The following is a 22,347-nucleotide window of genomic DNA, read 5'->3' as shown; positions in this document are numbered from 1 at the left end:
GTACCGCGCGCGAACTCTCGCTTCCCGACGCATCAATCCGGCCGCCATGTTCCGCATCGCTCACCTGACCGACCCCCATGTGGGTCCCCTGCCCCGGCCGCGTCTCAAGCAGCTTCTGAGCAAGCGCCTGACCGGCTGGTACAACTGGCACCGCAGCCGGCACGACCTCCATGACATGGAGCTCCTGGCAGAACTCGTCGCCGACATCCACGCGCAGAAGCCCGACCACATCACCTGCACGGGCGACACCTGCAACATCGGCCTGCCGGACGAATGGAAGACGTCCCGGGTCTTCCTCGAAAGCCTGGGCGACCCGTCCCGCGTGACCTTCGTGCCGGGCAACCACGACGCCTATGTGCGCGGCTCGCTCGAGGGCCTGCTGCGGGAGATCTCGCCCTGGACCCGCGGCGACGACGGCCGCGAAGGCGCGTTCCCCTACCTGCGCCGCTATGGGTCCATCGCCATGGTCGGCCTGTCCTCCGCCATCCCGACCCTGCCGTTCGTGGCGAGCGGACGGGTCGGATCGCGGCAGATGAAGGCCGTCGAGCAGATCCTCGGCGAGCTGGGGCGGGAACCGGGCTGCTTCCGGATCGTCCTGATCCACCACCCGCCCCATATCGGCGGCGCGGAGGCGGGCCGCAACCTCACGGATGCCTCCCGGTTCGAGAAGATGCTGTGCCGGGTCGGCGCGGAGCTCGTGCTGCACGGGCACAACCATGTGGGCTCACTCGCCCATCTCGACGGCCCGCGCGGCCCCATCCCGGTGATCGGCGCGCCCTCGGCCTCGGCGCGGGGCGGAACGCTGACCCACAAGGCGGGCTACCATCTCTTCACCATCGGCCGGGACGAGACCGGATTTCTCCTCATGGCCGAATTGCGGGGCCTGAAGCCCGACGGCACGGTCGGGGGGATGGGCATGCTCTCCCTCGCGCGCATTCGTCAGCCCGAGGCGAAGTCTTGAGTAAACCTCCGAGGCCGCACCAAAGCATAAGGCCCAGCTGAAACGCCAAGGTTCGAAGAATAGACGCGTCTTCCACTGTCGCGCGAGTCATCTCTATTGGCGTTCAGCGTAGCCGTGGCCAAGCTTTGACAGCTGGACCGGAATTTATGCTGAACGGAACCTGACTTTCCTGGAACCGCTTAGATCGATTGCCGTTGAAGGGGTGCAGCAGCAACCCATGACCTCCGCGAGCCTGATGGGCTTTGCACGGTGTTCTGCGATCCCGGTAACAGGAGTTCACCCCATGAAGAAATACCTTCCCGTCGCAGCCTTGCTTGCATCCGTTTCGGCCGTCCCGGCCTCTGCCCAAATCATGGACAGCCAGACCTACCGCACGATGGCGGCTCAATCGGATGCTTTCGAGATCGCCTCGAGCCAGCTCGCCCTTGAGCGCTCGCGCAATCCGGCCGTGCGCCGCTACGCCCAGAACATGATCAAGGACCACAGCATGACCAGCCAGGCCCTGAATGGCGGCCGCCCGGTCTATTCCGCGTCCGGTGAGTTCATCGGCGGATCTCTGGGCGGCACCCTCGCGGGCGCCGGCATCGGCGCCCTCGTGGGCGGTCCGGTCGGCGCGGCGGTGGGCGCGGGCGTCGGCGCGACGGCCGGCGCGACCGCGGGTGCGGCGGCCAGCGGCGCCCCGGGCACGGCCGGCGGCACGGCGACGGGCGCTCTGACGGGTGCCGGCGTCGGTGCCCTGGTGGGTGGCCCGGTGGGTGCCGCGGTCGGCGCCGGCGTCGGCGCGACGACCGGTGCTGCGGCCGGCCGCGCGGCCGACGTGCAGGCGACGGGCTCGGTGACCCCGATCCGCCTCGGCGTGCCGCTCTCCCCTGAGAAGACCGCCATGCTGAACCAGCTCGCCTCGACCTCGGGCCCGCAGTTCGACCGCCTGTACGGCCAGGCTCAGCGCATGGGCCACCAGGAGGCCCTCGCCCTGCATTCGGGCTATGCCCAGGCCGGCAACGATCCAGGCCTGCGCCAGTTCGCAGCCTCGGTGGTTCCGCATATCGAGCACCACCTCGCGGATGCCCAGCGCCTCCCGGGCGCCACGGCCCGTCGCCGCTAAGCGGCTTCAGATCGAACGACCTTTGCGGCGGGCCCTTGGCCCGCCGTTTGCCTGTTCGCCCAAAGCCGTAGTCCAAACCTGTTCGCCACGGCTTGCGGTGCCCCTTCCAGGGTGTAGGAAGGGAACAGCGGTCCGGCCTTCCGGATCCCTCGATCACTCCCGACATCCCGCGAGCTTCCATGGCCTACGTCATTCCCGCACCTTCGACTCCCGCCCTCCCCGTGGCCGGCAGCGCCGACCTCTTTCCGGTCCGCCGGGTCTATTGCGTCGGCCGCAACTATGCGGCCCATGCCCGGGAAATGGGTGGCGATCCGACCCGCGAACCGCCCTTCTTCTTCATGAAACCGGCCGATGCCCTCCAGCCGGTCACGGAGGGCGAAACGGCAGACCATTCCTATCCCCCGAAGACCGGGAACTACCACTTCGAGATCGAGATGGTCGTGGCCCTGGGCAAGGGCGGGCGCGACATCCCCGTCGAGCAGGCCCTCGACCACGTCTTCGGCTATGCGATCGGCCTCGACATGACCCGCCGCGACCTCCAGGACGAGGCGAAGCAGCTTCGCCGCCCCTGGGAACTCGGCAAGGCGGCCGATCATTCGGGCCCGGTCGGCCCGATCCATCCGGTCTCGCAGGTTGGACACCCGGCCGGCGGCACGATCTCCCTGTCCGTGGACGGAGCGACGAAGCAGACGGCGGACCTCTCCGACATGATCTGGTCGGTCGCCGAGCAGATCGCCTACCTGTCCTCCTATTTCGAGCTCGCGCCCGGGGACGTGATCTTCTCCGGCACGCCGGACGGAGTCGGCGCCGTAACCCAGGGACAGACCATGGTCGGCGCGGTCGAAGGCCTCGGCGAGATCCGGCTCCGGGTCGTGTGAGGGCCGAGCGCTCCCCCCTTGCGTTTTGGTCGAGTTTGTCTGTTACTGCGTCACGGCGCGGCCCTCTCGGGGGCCGCGGGCACGTCAGGCCTCGGCGCGAAGCCGGGGCCCATAAATAAGGGAACGACTATGAATTTCGTTAAGACCGTCGGCCTGGCTCTTCTCGGTTCCGCGCTTGCGATCGGCGGAGCGGCCGCCCAGCAGAAGACGGTAAAGATCGCAACCGAAGGCGCCTATGCCCCGTGGAACTTCACCGGCGCGGGCGGCAAGCTCGAAGGCTTCGAGATCGACCTCGCCAACGACCTCTGCAAGCGCATGAACGTCAAGTGCGAGATCGTGGCCCAGGACTGGGACGGCATCATCCCGGCCCTGACCGCCAAGAAGTACGACGCCATCATGGCCGGCATGAGCATCACCGACGAGCGCAAGAAGACCATCGACTTCGCCGGCCCCTACGTGAACGGCCCCAACGGCTACATGGTCGCCAAGTCATCGCCCCTCGCCAAGATGGTGGGCACGGGCCAAGCCTTTAACCTCGGCACCCAGCAGGCCGCCGCCGAGAAGGCCATCGACGCTTCGAAGGAGATCCTCAAGGGCAAGACCGTCGGCGTCCAGGGCTCGACGATCCACGCCAACTTCGCGGACAAGTACCTGAAGGGCACTGCGGAAATCCGCGAGTACAAGACCACCGAACAGCACGACCTCGACCTCGCGGCCGGGCGTATCGACGCCGTCCTGGCGGATTCCACGGCCATCATGGGCACCCTCGATAAGCCGGAATTCAAGGATTACGTCATGGTCGGCCCGTCCATCACCGGCGGCCTCCTGGGTGCCGGTGTCGGTGTCGGCCTGCGGAAGGGTGATGACGAGTTGAAGAAGAGCTTCAACGAGGCGATCAACGCGGCGGTCAAGGACGGCACGGTCAAGACCCTGTCCATGAAGTGGTTCAAGGTGGACATCTCCCCCAAGGGCTGATCTTCCGGCATCGGGTTGGAGTTTCCGCCCCGTGTCATCATCGGCCTTGTCCCGGTGATCCCGATCGGAGAAGCGACGCGCTTCAAACAACCGAGATGGCCGGCACGAGCCCGGCCATGACGTGGCAGGCAACCATGACATCCAGGGGCGCGGCGCAAGCCGCGCCCTTTTTGTATCGATCCGGCCCGGCTGCGACCGAAATCGCCAGCTTGGGCGCTTTATTCAGCATGTTTAGGACTTGCGCCGGCTTGGCTTTTGAATGTTAGCTTCTGGACGCGAGATGACGGTCCTAAGACCCTCATCCGACAACAGGATCAGTTGAAGCTGACCAGAGGGAAGACGATGAAATTCTTCAAGACACTGGGTCTCGGCCTGCTCGCCTCCGGACTCGCCATCGGCGGAGCGGCCGCGCAGGAGAAGACGGTGAAGATCGCCACCGAGGGCGCCTATGCCCCGTGGAACTTCACCGGCGCGGGCGGCAAGCTCGAAGGCTTCGAGATCGATCTCGCCAACGAGCTGTGCAAGCGCATGAAGGTGAAATGCGAGATCGTCGCCCAGGATTGGGACGGCATCATCCCGGCCCTGCAGGCGAAGAAGTACGACGCCATCATGGCTGGCATGAACATCACCGAGAAGCGCCTCGAGACGATCAACTTCTCGATCCCCTATGCGGCCACCCCGCACGGCTTCGGCGTCATGAAGGATTCTCCCCTCGCCAAGCTGGCGGGCTCCGGCACGACGGTGAGCCTCGACAAGGATCCCGAAGGCGCCAAGAAGGCCATCGAGGCCTGGAAGCCGCTCCTGAAGGGCAAGACGGTCGGCGTGCAGACCTCGACCGTGAACGCGCAGTTCGTCGAGACCTACCTGAAGGACACGGTCCAGATCCGCGAGTACAAGACCACGGAGCAGCATGACCTGGATCTCTCCGCCGGCCGCCTCGACGCAATCTTCGCCGGACAGGGCGCCCTGAAGGCCACGCAGGAGAAGCCCGAGTTCAAGGACATGATCATTGCCGGAACGGGCATGCGCGGCGGACTGCTCGGCCGCGGCGTCGCGGTGGGCATGCGCAAGGACGACACCGAGCTCAAGAAGAGCTTCGACGAGGCGATCCAGGCGGCGATCAAGGACGGCACCATCAAGACCCTGTCCGAGAAGTGGTTCAAGCTCGACGCGACCCCGCAGGCCTGACGCGAGGAACCGGACCCGGAAGGAGCCGCTTTCGGACCCGATGCTTGAGCGTACTGGAAAATAAGTCCCGGATCCTGCTACACGGACCCGGGACTCGCTCGGGTCGAAGGTCCGATGTGACAGATCTTGTCTCACCTCCTGCCTCTCGGTGAGGGGAGACGTATTCAAGAAAGTTGAGACGCGTGCAGCAGCTGAGCTATTTCGAGCTCGTCGGGTTCGGCCCCAACGGTTGGGGATGGGCTCTTCTCACCGCGACCGGGATGACGATCGCCGTCGCCACATGCGGCTTTCTCGCAGGCTCCATCGTCGGCACCCTGGTGGCCTGGGGGAAGATCGGGGGCAACGTCGTGATCCGCAGCCTGGCGGATGGCTACACCACCGTCCTGCGCGGCATTCCCGATCTTCTCGTGATCTACCTCTTCTACTTCGGCGGCAGCGCGGCGCTCGGCGCCATCGGCAGCCTGTTCGGGGCCGAGGGCTTCATCGGCGTGCCGGCCTTCGCCACCGGCGCCATGGCCATCGGCATCGTGTCGGGCGCCTATCAGGCGGAGGTGTTCCGCGGGGCCTTCCAGGTCGTGAGCCGCGGCGAACTCGAGGCGGCGCGGTCCGTGGGCATGCATCGCTGGCTGATGTTCCGCCGCATCATCGCCCCGCAGGTCCTGCGCTATGCCATTCCCGGCCTCGGCAACACCTGGCAGCTGGTCTTGAAGGAATCGGCCCTGATTTCGGTGACGGGCCTCGTCGAGCTGCTGCGGCAGTCGCACATCGCGGCCGGCTCCACCCGCCGCCCGTTCGACTTCTACATCACGGCGGCGGTCCTCTATCTGCTCATCACCTGGGTTTCGACCTATCTGTTCCAGCGCGCGGAGGCTCATTCGATGCGTGGCATGCGGAGGGCTTCCTGATGGACTTCGCCTTCATGCGGGATACCTTCCTGACCCTGATGGGAGGCGTGCCCCTCACCCTGAACCTGGCGTTCACGGCGGTCGCGTTCGGGGCCGTCTTCGCGATGCTGCTCGCGCTCATGCGCATGTCGCGCGTCAAGGTGCTCGACTGGCCGGCGCAGGCCTATGTCTTCGTGTTCCGCGGGACGCCCCTGCTCGTGCAGATCTTCCTGATCTATTACGGCCTCGGCCAGTTCCGGCCGACCTTGCAGGAATGGGGATTGTGGACCTTCTTCCGCGAGCCCTACTGGTGCGCGGTGCTGGCACTCACCCTCAACACGGCCGCCTATGCCAGCGAGATCTTCCGCGGCGGCCTGCAATCGGTGCCGCACAACCAGGTCGAGGCCGCGCGGGCCTGCGGCATGTCGGGCTTCCTGCTCTTCCGCCGCATCGTCTTCCCGATCGCGGTCCGGCAGGCGCTCCCGGCCTACGGCAGCGAGATCATCCTCATGGTCAAGGCCACGTCGCTGGCCTCGATCATCACCATGATGGAGGTGACGGGACTCGCCGCAAAGCTGATCTCGCAGACCTTCCGGGCCGTCGAGGTCTTCATCGTGGCAGGCCTGATCTACCTGATCCTCAACTTCATCATCACGCGCATCATCATGGCCATCGAGTGGTGGCTCTCGCCCCATCTGCGCCGCCCACCGGCCATCGAGCCGCGCCTGGAGGCCGCCCATGTCTAACGGAGTTGCATCCTTGTCTTCCGAGTCCGCTGCTGCCGTCTCCGTCAACGATCTCCGCAAAAGCTTCGGGAGCCTCGAGGTGCTCAAGGGCGTGTCGCTCAGCGCCCGGGAAGGCGACGTCATCTCGATCCTCGGCGCGTCGGGCTCCGGCAAGTCCACCATGCTCCGCTGCATCAACATGCTGGAGGTGCCGGATTCCGGCGAGATCCGCATCGGCGGCGAGACGATCGGCCTCAGGAAGGGCCGCAAGGGCATGGAGCCGGCCGACCAGCGGCAGGTGGACCGCATCCGCTCGCGGGTCGCCATGGTGTTCCAGAGCTTCAACCTCTGGTCCCACATGACCATCCTGGAGAACGTGATCGAGGCGCCCGTTCACGTGCAGAAGCGCCCGAAGGCCGAGTGCATCGCCGAGGCCGAGGAACTGCTGAAGAAGGTCGGCATCGTCGACAAGCGCAACCAGTATCCCTCCCACCTCTCAGGCGGCCAGCAGCAGCGCGCGGCGATCGCCCGGGCGCTCGCCATGCATCCCAAGGTGATGCTGTTCGACGAGCCGACCTCGGCGCTCGATCCGGAACTCGTCGGCGAGGTCCTGCGCGTCATGCGCTCCCTCGCCGAGGAAGGCCGCACCATGCTGGTGGTGACCCACGAGATGGGTTTCGCCCGCGACGTGTCGAACCGGGTCGTGTTCCTGCACAAGGGCGTGGTCGAGGAGGAAGGCGCGCCGGCCCAGGTGTTCGGCGCTCCGAAATCCGAGCGCTTCAAGCAGTTCATCTCGAGCCACCGCTGAGCGTCGGCTCCATGATTTCTACCGATCGGGATCACCGGCACAAGGCCGGTGATGACGGGAAGACGGCAACGACAAACACGAAGGGCGAAGCGGCATCCGCTGCGCCCTTTCTCGTCATCGCTTCTCGATGCGCCGGATCGGAGGCTGCGCCGGCGGGAACGGTCCTGGGGCGCGGATCGATCCGCGGCCCGCGCCATTCCTCGACGCGCGGCTCACGGGGCGCTCCACCGAAGAACAGGCCGAGCACGGCCGGAACCGCCAGGATCACCAGGCAGACGAGGCCCCACACCACCACGATGGCGCCGAGGCCCAGGCCGCGCAGGGTCATGAGCGCCCAGGACAGCCACTCGACCGTCTCCGGATGGCCCGTCACGACGTCTGCATGGCGCGCCGCCACGCCGCCGAAGAAGTCGACGAGACCGTACGCACCCCAGGCGAAGAGCGACCACACAGCCACGGCGAACCAGGCGAGGATCCAAAGGAAGCGCTTCATCAGCGCTCGTCCACCCGGACGGCCGTGCCGTCGATCTCGAGCGGTCCGCGCTTGGGCGTGCCCAGATGCTCGTGGATGATCCGCAGGTTGCGCTGGTTGGCCTTGAAGAACACGTCGAATACGTCACCCGCCAGCGGGATCGCGCCGATCGCCGTGTCGACCACCACGTTGCCGATCATGCGGGCGATCTTCCAGCGCGGCAGGCCGAGCTGGCGCGCCTCCCAGATGATGTAGCTGGCGAGCGCGGCCGAGATCGCGTCGCCCACGCCCGGCACGAGACCGAGCACGGCATCGAAGCCGACGCGCCGGTTCAGGCCCGGGATCATCACGGCGTTGTCGAGAAACTTCGCGACGAGCGTGACGCGCGCGAGCGCATCGGCCCGGGTCGGTCCGGCGGTCTTGATCGCGTCGAAAACGGCGGTCCGAGCAGTGTTCATTCCTGTCTCCGTGCGGCCGATCCCGATGATCGGCACAACGGATCTGGATGTGTGCATTCCGGCTCGCTTTTGCAAGATTCCAGCCCGTTATTCCGTAACTCACCCGAAATTTCCCGTGGCGGGATTCCTTGCAGGGCAAAGCTTTGCCGGCCAAGCGTGGCCTTTGCGCCTCTGATCGCCCCTAGGTGTTCTTGCCTAGGGCAAGCTTAACCTTAGGTAGCCGTGCCTAACGCTGCGACATCAACCCTTGGTGGCTGATCCACAAGCAGCGAAAGCCGGTGGGGGGACCGAGCCGGCGCAGGACCTCAAGTAGGGGCTCAGTACGGGAGAACCCGATGAGCATCGTTTGCCGCGTTCGCTGGACCTCGAAGGTGGCCGTCATGGCCGGGGCCTTTCTGGCGGGACTGTCGCCGGGTCCGCTCAAGGCCGGCGATGAGGACGCCGGGATCATTCCTTCGGCGCAATACGCCAGCCTGCCGTCCCAGGAGCGCCTCGACGACCCCGCCGCCACCGGAAGCCTGCCGGACGCGAAGGGAATTTCTGGTTTCTCGTCGCTGGTGTCCCTGGGAACGATCACCCTGCGCGCCAGCGCCCCCACCCACTGCATTCCGGGCAACCTGCGCGACGTGGTGGCGTCCGTCGCCGCGACGTTCGGCCCCGTGAGCATCGAGTCGACCCATCGCAGCAGCGGCCGCAATTGGCGCGCCGGCGGCGCCCGCCACTCCCTGCACCTCTCCTGCCGCGCGGTCGATTTCCGCGTGCGGGCGAAGGCGCGGGGCGTGATGGCCTACCTGCGGGCGCATCCCCAGGTCGGCGGCCTCAAGATCTATCGCAACGGGATCATCCATATCGACAACGGCGAGCGCCGTTCCTGGTGACGATCCGGGCCGGCTCCGATACAACGGCGGGATGTTCGAGACCTTCACACACCGACAGATCGAAACCTCCGGCGCCGTCATCAACCTCCGCCATGGCGGAAGCGGACCGCCGGTCCTCCTGCTGCACGGGCATCCGCAAACCCATGTCATGTGGCACAAGGTGGCGCCGAAGCTCGCCGAGACCTACACGGTCGTGTGCGCCGATCTGCGCGGATACGGCGACAGTTCGAAGCCCGCGACGACCCCGGACCACGAGCCCTATTCCAAGCGCGCCATGGCGCGCGACCAGGTCGAGGCGATGCAGGCTCTCGGCTTCGAGCGTTTCGCCGTCGTCGGGCATGATCGCGGCGGGCGCTGCGCCTACCGCATGGCGCTCGATCATCCGGACCGGATCGTGTCGCTGTCCGTCCTCGACATCATCCCGACGGCCGAGCATTTCCAGCGCACCGACATGGCCTTCGCCATGGGCTACTGGCACTGGTTTTTCCTCGCCCAGCCGCACCCGATCCCCGAGCGCCTGATCGCGTCGGATCCGGACGTGTTCTATCTGCGCCGCGGGCGCTCGCTGTTCGACGAGGCGGCGCTCGCGGAATATCGCCGCTGCTACACGGATCCGACGACGATCCACGCCATGTGCGAGGATTACCGGGCCGGCGCCACCATCGACATGCGCCTCGACGAGGAAGACCAGAAGGCCGGCCGCCGCATCGCCTGTCCGGTGCAGGCGCTCTGGGGCCTGAAGAACGGGCTCGAGCGGTGGTACGACGTCGTCGGGGTCTGGCGCGACTGGGCCGGCAGAGTGGAAGGCCACGGCATCGATTGCGGCCATTATCTCGCCGAGGAGGCCCCCGAGGAAACGCTGGCGGCTCTGGAGCCCTTCCTGGAGAGGGCGTTCAAAGACTAATCTCAGACGTCATGGCCGGGCTTGACCCGGCCAACCCGATGCGAAAGGTGCGGCGTCTCCGGAGATCGGAATCACCGGCACAAGGCCGGTGATGACGACGAAGGTGAGCACTCCGACACCGTGTCAGGCGGAGGTCGCAAGGTCGAACGGGCCTATGCGAACGGCGCGATCGCGATCCCGTTTGCCTCCAGATTCGCGCGGACCGTCCGGGCCATGGCGACGGCGCTCGGCTCGTCGCCATGCACGCAGATCGTGTCGATCTCGACCGGGATCCGCTTTCCGGACACTGTCGTGATCGCCCTGTCCTGCACGGCGCGGAGAATGCGCTCGGCGGCGAATTCCGCATCGTGCAGCACGGAACCCGGCTTCTTCCGGCTGGTGAGCGTGCCATCGTCCTCGTAGGTGCGGTCGGCAAAGATCTCGCGGGCGACCTTCACGCCAATCTGCTCGGATGCCTTTTCCATGGGAAGGCCCGGCATGCAGACATTGACCAGGCTCCGATCGACGCCCTTGATGGCCCGGGCGATGGCAAGCGCGAGCTCCATGTCCTCGTTGGCCATGTTGTTGAGCGCGCCGTGCGCCTTCACGTAGGTGACCTTGTGCCCGGCCAGCGCCGCGAGAGCCTGCATGGCGCCGATCTGATAGGCCACCATGCGCTCGATCTCGGCCGGCGAGTCGCCGCGGATCATGCGGCGTCCGAAGCCGTGAAGGTCATTGAAGCCCGGATGCGCCCCGATGGCGACACCCTTGCGCTTCGCGATCTCCGCCGTGCGGAACATGATCGACGGATCGCCCGCGTGATACCCGCAGGCGATGTTGGCCGACGAGACGATGTCGAGCATCGCTTCGTCGTCGCCCATCGGCCAGGGGCCGTATCCTTCACCCATGTCGCAATTGAGATCGATCGTCATGTCCGTCACACTAGAACCGGCTGGGCCGTTTGCTGCCCCACATGGAAGATGCGCTTGTAGCGCTCGACCTCCGCCCTCGGCCCCATGGCCTTGGTCGGATTGTCGGAGAGCTTCACCGTCGGCCGGCTGTCGGCCGAGATCACCTTGCACACGATGGAGATCGGGTCGAGGGCTCCCTCGGGCGCAAGGCCGCGGAAATCGTTGGTGAGCAGCGTGCCCCAGCCGTAGCCGATGCGCATGCGACCGCGGAAATGCCGGTGGATGCGCTCGATCACGTCCACGTCGAGCCCGTCGGAGAAGATCGCGAGCTTGTCCTTCGGGTTCTGCCCGCGCTCGTTCCACCACGCGATGGCTTCCTCGCCCCCCTCGATCGGATCCTTCGAGTCGACGCGGATGCCCGTCCAGGACGCCACCCAGTTGGGCGCGTTGCGCAGGAAGTTCGTGGTGCCGTAGGTATCCGGCAAGATGACGCGCAGGTTCCCCTCGTAATCCTGCTGCCAATCCGCCAGCACCCGATAGGGCGATTCCGCCAGTTCCTCGTCGCTGTCGGTCAGGGCCGCGTAGACCATCGGCAACTCATGGGCGTTCGTGCCTACGGCCTCGACCTCCTGGCGCATGGCGATGAGACAGTTGGAGGTGCCGAGAAACGAGGAGCCGAGTCCCTCCATCATCGCCTGAACGCACCAGTCCTGCCAGAGGAAGCCGTGCCGCCGCCGCGTGCCGAAATCGGAGATGGACAGATCCGGGAGCTTTCTCAGGCGCTCGATCTTCTCCCAGACCCGCGTCATCGCCCGGGCATAGAGCACCTGAAGCTCGAACTTCGCCATGCCCTTGAGCACGCCGCGGGAGCGCAGCTCGTTGAGGATCGCGAGCGCCGGGATCTCCCACATGGTGGTTTCGATCCAGGGCCCATGGAAGGTCAGCACATATTGGCCGTCCTCCTTCTCGAGCAGGTATTCCGGGAAGCGGAAGGTTTCGAGCCAGTCCATGAACTCCGGCGAGAACATCTGCCGCTTGCCGTAGAACGTGTTGCCGCGAAGCCAGGTGGACTCGCCCCGCGTCAGGGAGAGGCTGCGCACGTGGTCGAGCTGCTCGCGCAGCTCCCCGGCATCGATGATGTCGGCCAGTCGGATGCGGGTGGTGCGGTTATGAATGCCGAACGTGACCTGCACGTCCCGATGGCGGCGAAAGATCGTCTGCGCCATCAGAAGCTTGTAGAAATCCGTATCCAGGACGGACCGGACGATCGGGTCGATCTTCCAGGTATGGTTGTAGACCCGGGTCGCGATGTCCACCATCGCCTGCTCCATGCCACTCGAGGGAGGCGAGACAATAGCGAAGGGGCGCCCGGGATGAAAGAGTGCCGGCTACGAGACTTTGTGAGGCCTCTCACGGAGGCAGGACATCCACCTGGATCGACGCGTAATAGGCCGCCACGTCGGCGATGTCCTCGTCGGACAACTCCTTCGCTACAATGTTCATGGACTCGTTCTTGCGCTCGCCGGACCGATAGGCCTCGAGGCTCCTGGTGAGATAGGTCTCGACCTGACCGGCGAGGTTCGGCGCCTCGGGGTTCTTCGACAGCCCGTCGAGGCCGTGGCAGCCCTGACATGTGGTGAGCTTCTGGCGCCCGGCCCTGGCGTCTCCTGCCTGGCTCGGACCGCAAGCAAGGCTGCCCAGCAGCATGGCCGTGAATGCGAGGAAATGGCTCGTCTTCATGCGTGATGGTCCCATGGGAAGCGGGCGCGCCGCGTGGCGCGCCCGTCGGGAGATCGTTACCGGCCTTCGTAGGAGATGCGGTAGACCGCGCCGGCCGTATCGTCCGACACCAGCAGGGAGCCATCGGGCAGCATGGCGACGTCCACCGGCCGCCCGAGATACTCGCCGTTGTCTGTCAGCCATCCTTCCGCGAAGATCTGCGGCTTGTCGGCTGTCCCGTCCTGCTTGATCGGCGTGAACATGATCCTCGCGCCGACCGGTTTGGTGCGGTTCCAGGAGCCGTGCTGGGCCGAGAAGATGCCGCCTTGATAGGTCTGCGGGAACATCTTGCCCGTGTAGAACATCATGCCGAGATCCGCCGCATGAGGATCCATTTCGGCCTGCGGCCCGACGACGCCGGCCGGAACCTGATCGTCCTTGTACTCGACCGTGCGGACGGTGCCGCCGCCATAATACGGGAAGCCGAAATTCTGTCCCATACTGGCGATGCGGTTCAGCTCGCCGGGAGGCTGATCGTCGCCCATTCCGTCGACCTGGTTGTCGGTGAACCACAGCGACTTGTCAGCGGGGTTGAAGTCGATGCCGACCGAGTTGCGGATGCCCGTCGCATAGACCTCGCGGTTCTTGCCGTCCTGATCCATGCGGATGATGCCGCCGATGCCTGTCCGCTTGTAGAGGTCGAGCTTGTCTTTCGCCGGTACGTTGAAGGGCTGGCCGAGCGCGATATAGAGCTTGTTGTCGGGCCCGACCCGGCAGACGCGGGCCGTATGGTTGAAGCTTTCCTCCGACGGCGGGATGAGGTCTCCCTGCTTGGCGACCACGAAGGCCGCGACATCCGGTCCTTCATAGAAGAACTCGGCGGCCGGGAATTGCAGCACTCGGTTCTGCTCGGCGACATAAAGCATCCCGTCACGCGAGAAGCAGACGCCGTTGGGAATCTTGAACGCGACGGACGGGGCGAACTGCTTGACCTCGTCGGCGACGCGATCCTTGTCGCGATCTGTCACGACATAGACGTTGTTCTTGCGGGTTCCGACGAAGACCACGCCGGCATTGGGGCCGACCGCCATGTGGCGCGCATCGGGCACGATCGCATAAAGATCGATCTTGAAACCGGCCGGCAACTGGATTTTCTCGAGGTTCTTCCGAATGGCATCGGCGCGACGCCCCTCCTGCGCGATGGGTCGCGGCTCGGTGGTTCCCGTGCTCTGGAACGACGTCAGCTTCTCGAGATTGCCTGTCGGCGATTGGGTGGCAGGCTGAGCGAAACTCGAGGACGCGAAAGCAACAATCGAAACTGCGGCAAGCAGGACGAACTTCATTGTTTCCTCCCTAAGACCGCCCCCAAGGCCTGTTCTTGATTACGACGAACGGTTTTTTCCGTATTGTCTTCGTTGCTCAAACATACCTAAGCTTCTTCCGTAAAGGTAGATAGAATCAAGCCAAAGAAAAGGGGCCGCGTGCGGCCCCGAGACTGTCGCGCTGCAGCGAAACCTCAGCTCAGATTGACCTTCGCCTGATCGCCAGGATGGGGCGGCTGACCGGTGATGGCAGCCTTCGCATAGCCGTAGAGATGCACCAGGGTCGACGAGGGACTGTCCCAGTATTCGCCCTTGGCCGGGTGAACGCGGATCAGGGCGATCTGCGGATCGTCCACGCCCTTCGGGAACCACGCCCGCAGAGGCTCCGACCATTTCTCCTCGATCGTCGCCTTGTCGCGCACGATCTCGGCCCGTCCTGTCACCGACACATAGGTCTGGCTGCTCGGATCGGCATAGGCGAGGTTGACCTCGTTGTCGCGGGAGAGTTCCGTCGTCTTGGGCGATTGGATCTGGGTGAAGAACCAGAGATCCCCGTGCTCGTCCGCCTCCTGGCTGTGCATGGGCCTGCTGTGCAAGGTACCGTCCGTGTCGACGGTGGTCATCATGGCGATCTTCACGTCCTTGATCAGGTCATAGAGCTTCCCGGCATTCGGATCGTTATGGCCGTGTTGGTGCATCGTCGTCTCCTCGATCGTATGTGGCAGGCACTCGGGATTGATCAGCCAAGGCAGTGACGCGGCCGGCCGGGCCGGCTCCCGAGGGATCGGGTGAACAACGGACAAGGTGCAGTTTGGTTCGGGATATGCACCCTGGCCGCCATCGATGGCCTTAACGCGCAGGCTCCGGACCTATACATGAAGGGCAGAATCCTCGGAGCCATCAGGAGACGACATCGTGGCCATTACCCGTGAGCATGTGCTGCAGGCCCTGTCGACCGTCATGGTCGACGCCGGCGGAACCAACCTCGTCGCCTCGGGACGGCTGTCGGACGTGGTGGTGGACGATGCGAGCCGCGTCATGTTCTCCATCACCATCGATCCATCGGAAGCCGCCGCCATGGAGCAGGTGCGGCAGGCCGCCGTCACGGCCGTGCAGGGCCTGCCGTCCGTGAAGGGCGTCTTCGCTAGCCTCACAGCCGACCGGCCCTCCGGTTCCGGCGCATCTCCTTCCCCGGCCGCCCCGCAGCGGCCGCGAGCGGCGGCCCAGCCCAGGAATCAGCGCATTCCCGGCGTGCAGCATGTGATCGCGGTCGCGTCCGGCAAGGGTGGCGTCGGCAAGTCCACGACGGCCTGCAACCTGGCTCTCGGCCTGAAGGCCCTCGGGCTGAAGGTCGGCCTGCTCGATGCGGACATCTACGGCCCCTCGGTGCCGAAGCTCCTCGGCATCCACGGCAAGCCGCGCCTGCTCGAGAACCGCGTTCTCGAACCGATGGAAGCCTTTGGGCTGAAGGTCATGTCGATCGGCTTCCTGGTCGAGGAGGAAGCGGCCATGATCTGGCGCGGACCGATGGTGATGTCGGCCATTACCCAGATGCTGCGGGAGGTCGCCTGGGGTGATCTCGACGTGCTCGTGGTCGACATGCCCCCGGGCACCGGCGATGCGCAGCTCACCATGGCGCAGGCTACGCCGCTGGCCGGCGCCGTAATTGTGTCGACGCCGCAGGACCTCGCCCTCATCGATGCCCGACGCGGGGTGTCGATGTTCAAGCGGGTGGAGATCCCGATCCTCGGCATCGTCGAGAACATGGCGACCTTCATCTGTCCGCATTGCGGCCAGAGCTCCCACATCTTCGGCCATGGCGGAGCGCGTGAGGAGGCCAGGCGTCTGGACGTCCCCTTCCTCGGCGAAGTTCCACTGACCATGACGATCCGCGAGTTGTCCGATTCGGGCCGGCCCGTCGTCGTGGCCGATCCGGATGGTCCGCATGCCGGTATCTACAAGGACATGGCACGGCAGATCTGGACTGCGCTCACGGGGGGCGCCACAGCCAGGCCGGCTCCCCGCATCGTGATCGAATGAGCGGGGCCGCCACGATGCCGCCGACTGTCGGGGTCGTTCTCGCGGGAGGCCTTTCGCGGCGCATGGGCGGCCAGGACAAGGTTCTGCTAGCGTTCGAGGGTCTCACGCTCCTCGAATACGTGGCGCAGCGCCTCGCCCCGCAATGCGAGAGCCTCATCGTCAACGCGAATGGCGAACCCCGGCGCTTCGGAACCCTGCCCTTCCCTGTCGTGACGGATTCGGTAGCCGGGCATCTCGGGCCCCTGGCAGGCATCCTGACGGCTCTCGAATGGACCCAGGCCCACCGCCCGGGCGTCGAATGGGTAGTCAGCGTTCCGGCCGATACGCCCTTCGTCCCGTCCGATCTCGTGGGGCGCCTGCATGAGGCGCGCGGCGAATCCAGGCATACTCTGGCTTGCGCGTCATCGGGCGAACAGCTGCATTTCGCCGTCGGGCTCTGGCCGATCTCCCTCCGGCAAGACCTGCGCGAGATGCTTGTGAAAAGCGACATACGCAGCATCCGAGATTGGGCGAAGCGTCATGGATATGCCGAAGCCTCCTGGCACACCGAGCCGCGCGATCCCTTCTTCAACATCAACACGCCGGATGATTGGGTAACCGCGAAGGTTTTGCTGCAGCAGGAGCGGAGGCGATGACCGAACTCGATCTTTCCGGACTGAAATGCCCGCTGCCGGTCCTGCGCACGCGAAAGGCTCTGCTCGGCATGGCGCCCGGCGAAAAGCTGCGTGTGGTCTGCACCGACCCGTTGGCTGGTATCGACGTCCCCAATCTGATCCGCGAGACCGGCGACATTCTGGAGGAGCAAACGCAGGACGCCTCCCGGATCAGATTTCTGATCCGCAAGGCGGGTCATCCTGAATGAGGCGGCCCGGCGAGACGCCGGGCCGACCGAAATGCCTGTGCAGTAATCAGGTGCTCTTGCGCAGCGAGTCCTTGATGCCGCCGACGGTGTTCTGGATCTTGCCCTCGGCCTTATCCATCTTGCCTTCGGTTTCCATCTTCGAATCGCCCAGAGCCTTGCCGAGACCTTCCTTGAGGCGGCCCTTGATGTTCTTCATGCTGCCTTCGGTGCGATCGTTATCCATGGTGTAACTCCTGAAACTGGCTTCCAGACATGGAAACGCCGTTTCTGACAGCCGGTTTCAACGAAAGTGCCAAGTGCGGCAATTGTGACGCTTCCGACCTCACGTCCCGGTGATCGCGGGACAGTATTCAATCTCCCGAAATCTGGAGACACTTCTTGTCTATTCGTGCGGCTGTCACTCTGCTTCCGCCATGACTGGCTTTCATCTCTCATAGTGCTCGGCAATTTCAGTTAATTTACCTGCACGATTTGGTTTGCGGCGGCTCTGCAGCGTCCTGCGAGGGTGGGTATGGACAACGGATGGAGGCGCACTAATTCGCAACGAACCGGATTTAACGTTATAAAGTTAACAGGTGTCGCGTCCGTGTCCGCAGCCAACCGACGTCCCCCCCGGTCGACCCAGACCGCCCCGCGCCGCACTCACAGCCGCGCCGCCCTCAGAGGTCCGGCCCATTCGCTCGACCGGGTCGCCCTTCTGGCCCATCAGCTGAGAACCCCGCTCTCGGCCATCAATGCTCTGGCGCAGGGCTTGATCCGACGTGCGGACCGGCTCGGCACCACCGACATCCAGGCCAAGGCCGAGAAGATCTGGCGCGCCAGTTTGCGCCTGGACGAGCTGATTGACACGATCCTGTCCTACACCCGGGCCACTGCCGGCGGAATCGTGCTCAATCCAAGCGAATTCAACCCGGACGAACTCATCCGTCGGGTGTGCCGGGAGCAAGGCGGACAGGAGCCGTCCCGCCCGTTTCAGGTCCAGATCCGCGGCTTGCCCGAGATCGTCATCGGCGATCCCATTCTGCTGGAGCAGGCCCTCGTCATCGTTCTGTCGAACGCCATGAAATATTCCCTGCCGGAACGGCCGATCGACATCGTGGCATCCAGGAAGGGCGGCATGATCCGGATCGTCGTCAAGGATCGCGGGATCGGGATCCCCGAACGGGACATGCCCTTCATCATGCAGCCCTTCTTCCGGGGCCGCAACGCGAAGACGTTGCCCGGCACGGGATTAGGCCTCAGCCTCGCCTGGTACATCCTCAAGCTCCACGGCGGCGACCTGGAGATCGACAGCCAGGAGGGCCGCGGAACCAAGGTCGCGATGGTGGTGCCGCAAACCAACGCGACGGGACTCAGCTATTCCATCTGAAGCCCTAAGCCGATCCTCTCAGGGACGGATGAGGATGCAGCGGAAGTCGTTCACGTTGGTCAGGGTGGGACCCGTCACCACGAGCCTGTCGAGCTGCGCGAAGGCCGTGTAGGCATCGTTCCTGTCGAGGTGAGCCGCCAGGTCGATTCCGGCCTTGCGGGCATTCTCGAAGAGGCTTCCGTCGAACCAGGCGCCGGCGTTGTCCTCCGAGCCGTCAATCCCGTCCGTATCGCAGGCGATCGCGGAGATTTTTCGCTCGTCCTTCAGGGACAGGGCGAGAGACAGCAGGAACTCGGCATTGCGCCCGCCCCGTCCCTGCCCGCGCACCGTCACCGTGGTCTCGCCGCCGGAGAGCAGAACGCACGGCGCACCGGCCGGCTCCCCGTGCATCAGGGCCGAGCGGGCGATCCCCGCCATGACGCGCCCAACCTCCCGGGCCTCCCCCTCGAGCGCATCACCGAGCACGAGCGGGGTCAGACCCAGCTCGCGGGCTTTCGCGGCGGCGGCATCGAGCGCCATCTTGGGCGTCGAGAGCATATGCACCACGCCGCCGGCGACGGGCTCGGTCACGGCGTTGGAACGGATGGTCGCGCGGACATGGTCCGGCACGTCGATGCCATATTTGCGCAGGATGCCGAACGCGACGTCCGGTTCGACGCGCTCGGGGATCGTCGGACCCGACCCGATGCTGCCGGGATCGTCACCCGGAACATCCGAGATCAGGTAGGTGACGAGCGGCGCCTTCCCGACCGCCGCCGCGAGGCGCCCGCCCTTGATGGCGGAGAGCGACTTGCGCACCAGGTTCATCTCCCCGATCGGCGCGCCCGATTTCAGCAGGGCCCTGTTGAGATCCTGCTTGTCGGCCAGCGTCACCCCGTCCGCCGGGAGCGACAGCAGCGAGGAGGCGCCGCCGGACATGAGGCAGACCACGAGATCGTCGGGGCCGGCCTGCTGGGCCAGGGCCAGGATCCGCCCTGCGGCCTGGAGGCCGGCCTCGTCGGGAACCGGATGGGCGGCCTCGACGATCTCGATGGAGCGCGTCGGCACCGCATGCCCATAACGGGTGACCACGAGCCCCTCGCAAGCCCCCCCCGCGCGGGCCCAGGCTTCCTCGAATGCCGCCGCCATGCGGGCCGAGGCCTTGCCGGCGCCGAGGACGATCGTCCGCCCTTTCGGCCTGGGCGGGAGCCGGCCGTCGAACTGACCATCGGGAAGCGCCGCCTTCAGGGCGGCATCGAACAGGGCATAGAGGATTTCGGCATCGTTTGGCATGGCGTCACTTTACGTCAGAAATCCCCTTCGTGAAGTCATCCGTTGACGATTGCACACAGGGCGGCGTGCCTGCCCGTCATTGATCCGGCATCGACCCTGGCACACGCAGGAGGATCATGCTTAAAGGCGGTCCGTTAGCCGTCTCATGATTGTCACGCCCGAGGATGACGCACCGATGTCCCAGCCGTTTTCCGCTTCCCTGCCTCTGTCCTCGGACGAGCACGGCATGAAGCCCCTGTCCGAGATGCCGCTGGAGACGGCGCGCTCCATCCGCGTGGTGCTGACCGACATCGACGACACCATCACCACGGAGGGAATGCTGACGGCCTCAGCCTATGGGGCCCTTGAGCGGCTGCACCGCGCAGGCTTCATCGTGATCCCCGTGACGGGCCGTCCGGCCGGATGGTGCGATCACATCGCCCGCATGTGGCCCGTCGATGCCGTGGTGGGAGAAAACGGCGCCTTCTATTTCCGCTACGATCGCGAGCGCAGGACGATGGAGCAGCGGTTCTGGGCGAGTTCGGAAGAGTTGGCGCGGAACCGCGCGAAGCTTGACGCCATCGAGGCGGAAGTGCTCGCGAGCGTTCCCGGCACCGCGCTCGCCAGCGATCAGGCGTACCGCCTGGCGGATCTCGCCATCGACTTCTGCGAGGATGTCCCTCCCCTACCGGAATCCGAGGTCGACCGGATCGTTGCCGCCTTCGAGCGCGCAGGCGCGCAGGCCAAGGTCAGCTCCATTCATGTGAACGGCTGGTTCGGCGACTACAACAAGCTGACCATGGCCCGGACTCTGCTCGCCGACGTGTTCGGCATGGCATGGGACGAGGCAAGGAAGACCGTGATCTACGCGGGCGATTCCCCGAACGACGAGCCCATGTTCGCAGCCTTTCCCGTGAGCGTCGGCGTCGCCAACATCCAGGCCTTCGCGCATCGCCTCATCAGCAAGCCCGCCTATGTGGCGAGCGGCCATTCGGGAGAAGGGTTCGTGCAACTGGCCGAGTTGCTGCTCAGGGCGAAGGGCGCATAGGAGAGCGGTTTTTGTCCTCAGCTCCGCCGACAAAAATGCCCGGCGATGCCGGGCTTTTCCGTGCTCACAGACCTGCGAGAGCGATGTACTTGATTTCGAGGAAGCCCTCGATGCCGTACCTGGAGCCCTCCCGCCCCAGCCCCGACTGCTTCACGCCCCCAAACGGCGCCATCTCGTTGGCCAAAGCCGGCGTGTTCACCCCCACCATGCCGCTCTCCAGCGCCTCCGCCACCCGCCACACCCGGGCCATGTCCTTCGCGTAGAAGTACGACGCCAGACCAAACTCCGAGTCGTTGGCCATCGCGATCACCTCCGCCTCGTCGGCAAACGCGATGATCGGCGCCAGAGGCGCAAACGTCTCCTCCTTGGTCACCTTCATGCCTTGAGTCACCCCGGTCATCACCGTCGGCTCGAAGAACGTGCTGCCAAGATCCGAGCGCCGGCCGCCCACCAGAACCCGGCCGCCCTTGTCCAGCGCGTCGGCCACGTGCTCCTCCATCTTGGCCACCGCCCGCTCGTCGATCAAAGGCCCCATGGTCACGCCCGCCTCCGTGCCCCGCCCGAGCTTGAGCTGTTTCGCCTTGTCGGCCAGCTTCGCGGCAAACGCCTCCACGACGCCCGCCTGCACGTAGATCCGGTTGGCGCACACGCAGGTCTGGCCGGCATTGCGGAACTTCGACGCCAGCGCGCCCTCCACGGCCGCATCCAGATCCGCATCGTCGAACACGATGAACGGCGCGTTGCCGCCCAGTTCCAGCGACAGCCGCTTGATCCCGTCCGCCGCCTCCTTCATCAGCCACCGGCCCACATTCGTCGAGCCGGTGAACGTGATCTTGGCCACCTTCGGGTTGCGGCAGAACTCCTCGCCGATCGGCCGGGCCTCGCCGGTGATCACCGAGAACGCGCCTTTCGGCACCCCGGCCCGCTCGGCCAGCACCGCCAGCGCCAGGGCCGAAAGCGGCGTCTGGGCGGCGGGCTTGAGCACCATGGTGCAGCCGGCCGCCAGCGCCGGGCCCACCTTGCGGGTGATCATGCCGTTGGGAAAGTTCCAGGGCGTGATCGCCGCGCACACGCCCACCGGCTGTTTCAGCACCACGATGCGCTGGGAGGGATGGGCGCCGGGAATGACGTCGCCGTCGATGCGCTTGGCTTCCTCGGCGAACCACTCGATGTAGGCGGCGTTCGAGATCACCTCACCCTTGGCCTCGGCCAGCGGCTTGCCCTGCTCGGTGGTGAGGATCAGCGCCAGGTCGTCGGCGTTGGCCACGATCAGGTCGTACCAGCGCCGCAGGACGGCGCTGCGCTCCTTGGCGGTGCGCTTCGCCCAGTCCGTCTGCACCGCGTGCGCCGCATCGATGGCCCGGCGGGCGGCCTCGGGGCCGAGATCGGGCACCGCCAGGATCAGCGCCCCGTCATAGGGATCGGTGACCGGGATCGTCCGGCCGTCGGGCGCGTCCACCCACTCGCCCGCCACATAGGCCTGGCTCACCAGAAGCGACGGGTCCTTCAGATCAACAACACGACGCGCAACAGGGTTCGCATGAACGGTCATGGCAGAGCTCCAGCCTCGAAGACGGGCACGGGAAAGATGATGGAGATATAGGTGCCGT

Annotated in this window: 26 protein-coding genes; 15 read left to right on the top strand and 11 right to left on the bottom strand. The window is 65.6% G+C overall.

All coding sequences use genetic code 11. From position 1 onward, the window contains the following. Window positions 1-46: 46 nt before the first annotated feature. The 4 genes from HPT29_RS06360 to HPT29_RS06345 all read left to right on the top strand — a co-directional run bounded on the left by HPT29_RS06360 (window position 47) and on the right by HPT29_RS06345 (window position 3,919). Window positions 47-961 carry a metallophosphoesterase family protein gene (locus HPT29_RS06360; protein WP_173945963.1) on the top strand — a complete coding sequence of 305 codons (915 nt, stop codon included), beginning with the start codon at window positions 47-49 and terminating at the stop codon, window positions 959-961. 283 nt (window positions 962-1,244) lie between these two features. After that, window positions 1,245-2,066 carry a DUF4142 domain-containing protein gene (locus HPT29_RS06355; RefSeq protein ID WP_173945962.1) on the top strand — a complete coding sequence of 274 codons (822 nt, stop codon included), beginning with the start codon at window positions 1,245-1,247 and terminating at the stop codon, window positions 2,064-2,066. A gap of 179 nt (window positions 2,067-2,245) precedes the next feature. Continuing rightward, window positions 2,246-2,944, top strand: a complete 699-nt coding sequence (locus HPT29_RS06350; RefSeq protein WP_173945961.1) for a fumarylacetoacetate hydrolase family protein — start codon at window positions 2,246-2,248, stop codon at window positions 2,942-2,944. Window positions 2,945-3,073: 129 nt separating this feature from the next. Then, complete coding sequence (locus HPT29_RS06345; RefSeq protein WP_173945960.1) at window positions 3,074-3,919, top strand: lysine/arginine/ornithine ABC transporter substrate-binding protein; 846 nt, start codon at window positions 3,074-3,076, stop codon at window positions 3,917-3,919. Between the two features lie 82 nt (window positions 3,920-4,001). Here the strand turns inward: HPT29_RS06345 and HPT29_RS06340 are convergent, their stop codons facing one another. Beyond that, window positions 4,002-4,148: a hypothetical protein gene (locus tag HPT29_RS06340; protein WP_173945959.1), complete on the bottom strand. Its 147-nt coding sequence runs from the start codon at window positions 4,146-4,148 to the stop codon at window positions 4,002-4,004. A gap of 113 nt (window positions 4,149-4,261) precedes the next feature. Here HPT29_RS06340 and HPT29_RS06335 point away from each other — a divergent pair, with 113 nt between their 5' ends. The 4 genes from HPT29_RS06335 to HPT29_RS06320 all read left to right on the top strand — a co-directional run bounded on the left by HPT29_RS06335 (window position 4,262) and on the right by HPT29_RS06320 (window position 7,524). After that, window positions 4,262-5,107: a lysine/arginine/ornithine ABC transporter substrate-binding protein gene (locus HPT29_RS06335; RefSeq protein WP_173945958.1), complete on the top strand. Its 846-nt coding sequence runs from the start codon at window positions 4,262-4,264 to the stop codon at window positions 5,105-5,107. A gap of 182 nt (window positions 5,108-5,289) precedes the next feature. Further along, a complete protein-coding gene (locus HPT29_RS06330) occupies window positions 5,290-6,012 on the top strand; it encodes an ABC transporter permease (protein WP_173945957.1) in 723 nt (240 codons plus the stop codon). Beyond that, entirely contained in the window at window positions 6,012-6,737 is a 726-nt protein-coding gene (locus HPT29_RS06325) for an ABC transporter permease (protein ID WP_173945956.1), read from the top strand. Before HPT29_RS06330 ends, HPT29_RS06325 begins: the two co-directional genes overlap by 1 nt. Further along, window positions 6,730-7,524, top strand: coding sequence for an ABC transporter ATP-binding protein (locus tag HPT29_RS06320; protein ID WP_173945955.1), 795 nt, complete (start codon window positions 6,730-6,732; stop codon window positions 7,522-7,524). Before HPT29_RS06325 ends, HPT29_RS06320 begins: the two co-directional genes overlap by 8 nt. Window positions 7,525-7,555: 31 nt before the next feature. On the opposite strand, the gene HPT29_RS06315 is transcribed toward HPT29_RS06320, so the two are convergent. Next, window positions 7,556-8,017 carry a hypothetical protein gene (locus HPT29_RS06315; RefSeq protein WP_173945954.1) on the bottom strand — a complete coding sequence of 154 codons (462 nt, stop codon included), beginning with the start codon at window positions 8,015-8,017 and terminating at the stop codon, window positions 7,556-7,558. Then, window positions 8,017-8,454 carry a DUF4112 domain-containing protein gene (locus tag HPT29_RS06310; protein ID WP_173945953.1) on the bottom strand — a complete coding sequence of 146 codons (438 nt, stop codon included), beginning with the start codon at window positions 8,452-8,454 and terminating at the stop codon, window positions 8,017-8,019. The genes HPT29_RS06315 and HPT29_RS06310 overlap by 1 nt, the downstream gene beginning before the upstream one ends. Window positions 8,455-8,789: 335 nt before the next feature. Here HPT29_RS06310 and HPT29_RS06305 point away from each other — a divergent pair, with 335 nt between their 5' ends. Continuing rightward, on the top strand, window positions 8,790-9,332 hold the full coding sequence (locus HPT29_RS06305) for a YcbK family protein (protein ID WP_173945952.1): 543 nt from the start codon (window positions 8,790-8,792) through the stop codon (window positions 9,330-9,332). 31 nt (window positions 9,333-9,363) lie between these two features. Further along, window positions 9,364-10,236, top strand: coding sequence for an alpha/beta fold hydrolase (locus tag HPT29_RS06300; RefSeq protein WP_173945951.1), 873 nt, complete (start codon window positions 9,364-9,366; stop codon window positions 10,234-10,236). A 152-nt stretch (window positions 10,237-10,388) separates the two neighbouring features. Here HPT29_RS06300 and HPT29_RS06295 read toward each other — a convergent pair whose 3' ends face one another. From HPT29_RS06295 to HPT29_RS06275, 5 genes are all read right to left on the bottom strand, one after another. Continuing rightward, entirely contained in the window at window positions 10,389-11,147 is a 759-nt protein-coding gene (locus tag HPT29_RS06295) for a LamB/YcsF family protein (protein WP_173945950.1), read from the bottom strand. A gap of 5 nt (window positions 11,148-11,152) precedes the next feature. Further along, on the bottom strand, window positions 11,153-12,445 hold the full coding sequence (gene pncB, locus HPT29_RS06290) for a nicotinate phosphoribosyltransferase (protein WP_173945949.1): 1,293 nt from the start codon (window positions 12,443-12,445) through the stop codon (window positions 11,153-11,155). Between the two features lie 91 nt (window positions 12,446-12,536). Further along, window positions 12,537-12,866 (bottom strand): c-type cytochrome, encoded by a 330-nt coding sequence (locus HPT29_RS06285; RefSeq protein WP_371823120.1) that lies wholly within the window; start codon window positions 12,864-12,866, stop codon window positions 12,537-12,539. A 56-nt stretch (window positions 12,867-12,922) separates the two neighbouring features. Next, window positions 12,923-14,188 (bottom strand): PQQ-dependent sugar dehydrogenase, encoded by a 1,266-nt coding sequence (locus HPT29_RS06280; RefSeq protein WP_173945948.1) that lies wholly within the window; start codon window positions 14,186-14,188, stop codon window positions 12,923-12,925. A 173-nt stretch (window positions 14,189-14,361) separates the two neighbouring features. After that, window positions 14,362-14,865, bottom strand: a complete 504-nt coding sequence (locus HPT29_RS06275) for a pyridoxamine 5'-phosphate oxidase family protein (protein WP_173945947.1) — start codon at window positions 14,863-14,865, stop codon at window positions 14,362-14,364. 217 nt (window positions 14,866-15,082) lie between these two features. On the opposite strand from HPT29_RS06275, the gene HPT29_RS06270 reads away from it, so the two are divergent. The 3 genes from HPT29_RS06270 to HPT29_RS06260 are packed head-to-tail and all read left to right on the top strand — an operon-like array spanning window position 15,083 to window position 17,069. Continuing rightward, window positions 15,083-16,207, top strand: a complete 1,125-nt coding sequence (locus tag HPT29_RS06270; RefSeq protein ID WP_173945946.1) for an Mrp/NBP35 family ATP-binding protein — start codon at window positions 15,083-15,085, stop codon at window positions 16,205-16,207. A gap of 14 nt (window positions 16,208-16,221) precedes the next feature. Next, window positions 16,222-16,842 (top strand): molybdenum cofactor guanylyltransferase MobA, encoded by a 621-nt coding sequence (gene mobA, locus HPT29_RS06265; RefSeq protein WP_259060499.1) that lies wholly within the window; start codon window positions 16,222-16,224, stop codon window positions 16,840-16,842. Beyond that, window positions 16,839-17,069, top strand: coding sequence for a sulfurtransferase TusA family protein (locus tag HPT29_RS06260; protein WP_173945944.1), 231 nt, complete (start codon window positions 16,839-16,841; stop codon window positions 17,067-17,069). Before mobA ends, HPT29_RS06260 begins: the two co-directional genes overlap by 4 nt. A 46-nt stretch (window positions 17,070-17,115) precedes the next feature. On the opposite strand, the gene HPT29_RS06255 is transcribed toward HPT29_RS06260, so the two are convergent. Next, window positions 17,116-17,292 carry a CsbD family protein gene (locus HPT29_RS06255; RefSeq protein WP_173945943.1) on the bottom strand — a complete coding sequence of 59 codons (177 nt, stop codon included), beginning with the start codon at window positions 17,290-17,292 and terminating at the stop codon, window positions 17,116-17,118. Between the two features lie 363 nt (window positions 17,293-17,655). Here HPT29_RS06255 and HPT29_RS06250 point away from each other — a divergent pair, with 363 nt between their 5' ends. Beyond that, complete coding sequence (locus HPT29_RS06250) at window positions 17,656-18,438, top strand: sensor histidine kinase (RefSeq protein WP_173945942.1); 783 nt, start codon at window positions 17,656-17,658, stop codon at window positions 18,436-18,438. A gap of 18 nt (window positions 18,439-18,456) precedes the next feature. On the opposite strand, the gene HPT29_RS06245 is transcribed toward HPT29_RS06250, so the two are convergent. Next, a complete protein-coding gene (locus HPT29_RS06245) occupies window positions 18,457-19,710 on the bottom strand; it encodes a glycerate kinase type-2 family protein (RefSeq protein ID WP_173945941.1) in 1,254 nt (417 codons plus the stop codon). Window positions 19,711-19,936: 226 nt separating this feature from the next. Between HPT29_RS06245 and HPT29_RS06240 the strand changes: the two genes are divergently transcribed. Next, window positions 19,937-20,737, top strand: coding sequence for an HAD-IIB family hydrolase (locus tag HPT29_RS06240; RefSeq protein ID WP_173945975.1), 801 nt, complete (start codon window positions 19,937-19,939; stop codon window positions 20,735-20,737). A gap of 64 nt (window positions 20,738-20,801) precedes the next feature. Here HPT29_RS06240 and HPT29_RS06235 read toward each other — a convergent pair whose 3' ends face one another. Then, window positions 20,802-22,289, bottom strand: coding sequence for an NAD-dependent succinate-semialdehyde dehydrogenase (locus HPT29_RS06235; RefSeq protein WP_210804873.1), 1,488 nt, complete (start codon window positions 22,287-22,289; stop codon window positions 20,802-20,804). Window positions 22,290-22,347: the final 58 nt, after the last annotated feature.

Origin of the sequence: Microvirga terrae, from assembly GCF_013307435.2 — a bacterium.
In the GTDB taxonomy this organism is placed as follows: Bacteria; Pseudomonadota; Alphaproteobacteria; order Rhizobiales; family Beijerinckiaceae; genus Microvirga; species Microvirga terrae.
Note: the sequence above shows the minus strand (reverse complement) of the source record. Positions and strands in the feature narration are given on the sequence as shown.

What these genes read in the sequence shown, in the direction of transcription:
- HPT29_RS06285 (WP_371823120.1), bottom strand. Translation starts at nt 12,866, where the DNA reads ATGAAGACGAGCCATTTCCTCGCATTCACGGCCATGCTGCTGGGCAGC.
- HPT29_RS06235 (WP_210804873.1), bottom strand. Translation starts at nt 22,289, where the DNA reads ATGACCGTTCATGCGAACCCTGTTGCGCGTCGTGTTGTTGATCTGAAG.
- HPT29_RS06345 (WP_173945960.1), top strand. Translation starts at nt 3,074, where the DNA reads ATGAATTTCGTTAAGACCGTCGGCCTGGCTCTTCTCGGTTCCGCGCTT.
- HPT29_RS06245 (WP_173945941.1), bottom strand. Translation starts at nt 19,710, where the DNA reads ATGCCAAACGATGCCGAAATCCTCTATGCCCTGTTCGATGCCGCCCTG.
- HPT29_RS06325 (WP_173945956.1), top strand. Translation starts at nt 6,012, where the DNA reads ATGGACTTCGCCTTCATGCGGGATACCTTCCTGACCCTGATGGGAGGC.
- HPT29_RS06350 (WP_173945961.1), top strand. Translation starts at nt 2,246, where the DNA reads ATGGCCTACGTCATTCCCGCACCTTCGACTCCCGCCCTCCCCGTGGCC.
- HPT29_RS06305 (WP_173945952.1), top strand. Translation starts at nt 8,790, where the DNA reads ATGAGCATCGTTTGCCGCGTTCGCTGGACCTCGAAGGTGGCCGTCATG.
- HPT29_RS06355 (WP_173945962.1), top strand. Translation starts at nt 1,245, where the DNA reads ATGAAGAAATACCTTCCCGTCGCAGCCTTGCTTGCATCCGTTTCGGCC.
- HPT29_RS06260 (WP_173945944.1), top strand. Translation starts at nt 16,839, where the DNA reads ATGACCGAACTCGATCTTTCCGGACTGAAATGCCCGCTGCCGGTCCTG.
- HPT29_RS06275 (WP_173945947.1), bottom strand. Translation starts at nt 14,865, where the DNA reads ATGCACCAACACGGCCATAACGATCCGAATGCCGGGAAGCTCTATGAC.
- HPT29_RS06255 (WP_173945943.1), bottom strand. Translation starts at nt 17,292, where the DNA reads ATGGATAACGATCGCACCGAAGGCAGCATGAAGAACATCAAGGGCCGC.
- HPT29_RS06240 (WP_173945975.1), top strand. Translation starts at nt 19,937, where the DNA reads ATGAAGCCCCTGTCCGAGATGCCGCTGGAGACGGCGCGCTCCATCCGC.
- HPT29_RS06335 (WP_173945958.1), top strand. Translation starts at nt 4,262, where the DNA reads ATGAAATTCTTCAAGACACTGGGTCTCGGCCTGCTCGCCTCCGGACTC.
- HPT29_RS06340 (WP_173945959.1), bottom strand. Translation starts at nt 4,148, where the DNA reads ATGCTGAATAAAGCGCCCAAGCTGGCGATTTCGGTCGCAGCCGGGCCG.
- pncB (WP_173945949.1), bottom strand. Translation starts at nt 12,445, where the DNA reads ATGGTGGACATCGCGACCCGGGTCTACAACCATACCTGGAAGATCGAC.
- HPT29_RS06320 (WP_173945955.1), top strand. Translation starts at nt 6,730, where the DNA reads ATGTCTAACGGAGTTGCATCCTTGTCTTCCGAGTCCGCTGCTGCCGTC.
- HPT29_RS06300 (WP_173945951.1), top strand. Translation starts at nt 9,364, where the DNA reads ATGTTCGAGACCTTCACACACCGACAGATCGAAACCTCCGGCGCCGTC.
- mobA (WP_259060499.1), top strand. Translation starts at nt 16,222, where the DNA reads ATGCCGCCGACTGTCGGGGTCGTTCTCGCGGGAGGCCTTTCGCGGCGC.
- HPT29_RS06360 (WP_173945963.1), top strand. Translation starts at nt 47, where the DNA reads ATGTTCCGCATCGCTCACCTGACCGACCCCCATGTGGGTCCCCTGCCC.
- HPT29_RS06310 (WP_173945953.1), bottom strand. Translation starts at nt 8,454, where the DNA reads ATGAACACTGCTCGGACCGCCGTTTTCGACGCGATCAAGACCGCCGGA.
- HPT29_RS06315 (WP_173945954.1), bottom strand. Translation starts at nt 8,017, where the DNA reads ATGAAGCGCTTCCTTTGGATCCTCGCCTGGTTCGCCGTGGCTGTGTGG.
- HPT29_RS06280 (WP_173945948.1), bottom strand. Translation starts at nt 14,188, where the DNA reads ATGAAGTTCGTCCTGCTTGCCGCAGTTTCGATTGTTGCTTTCGCGTCC.
- HPT29_RS06295 (WP_173945950.1), bottom strand. Translation starts at nt 11,147, where the DNA reads ATGACGATCGATCTCAATTGCGACATGGGTGAAGGATACGGCCCCTGG.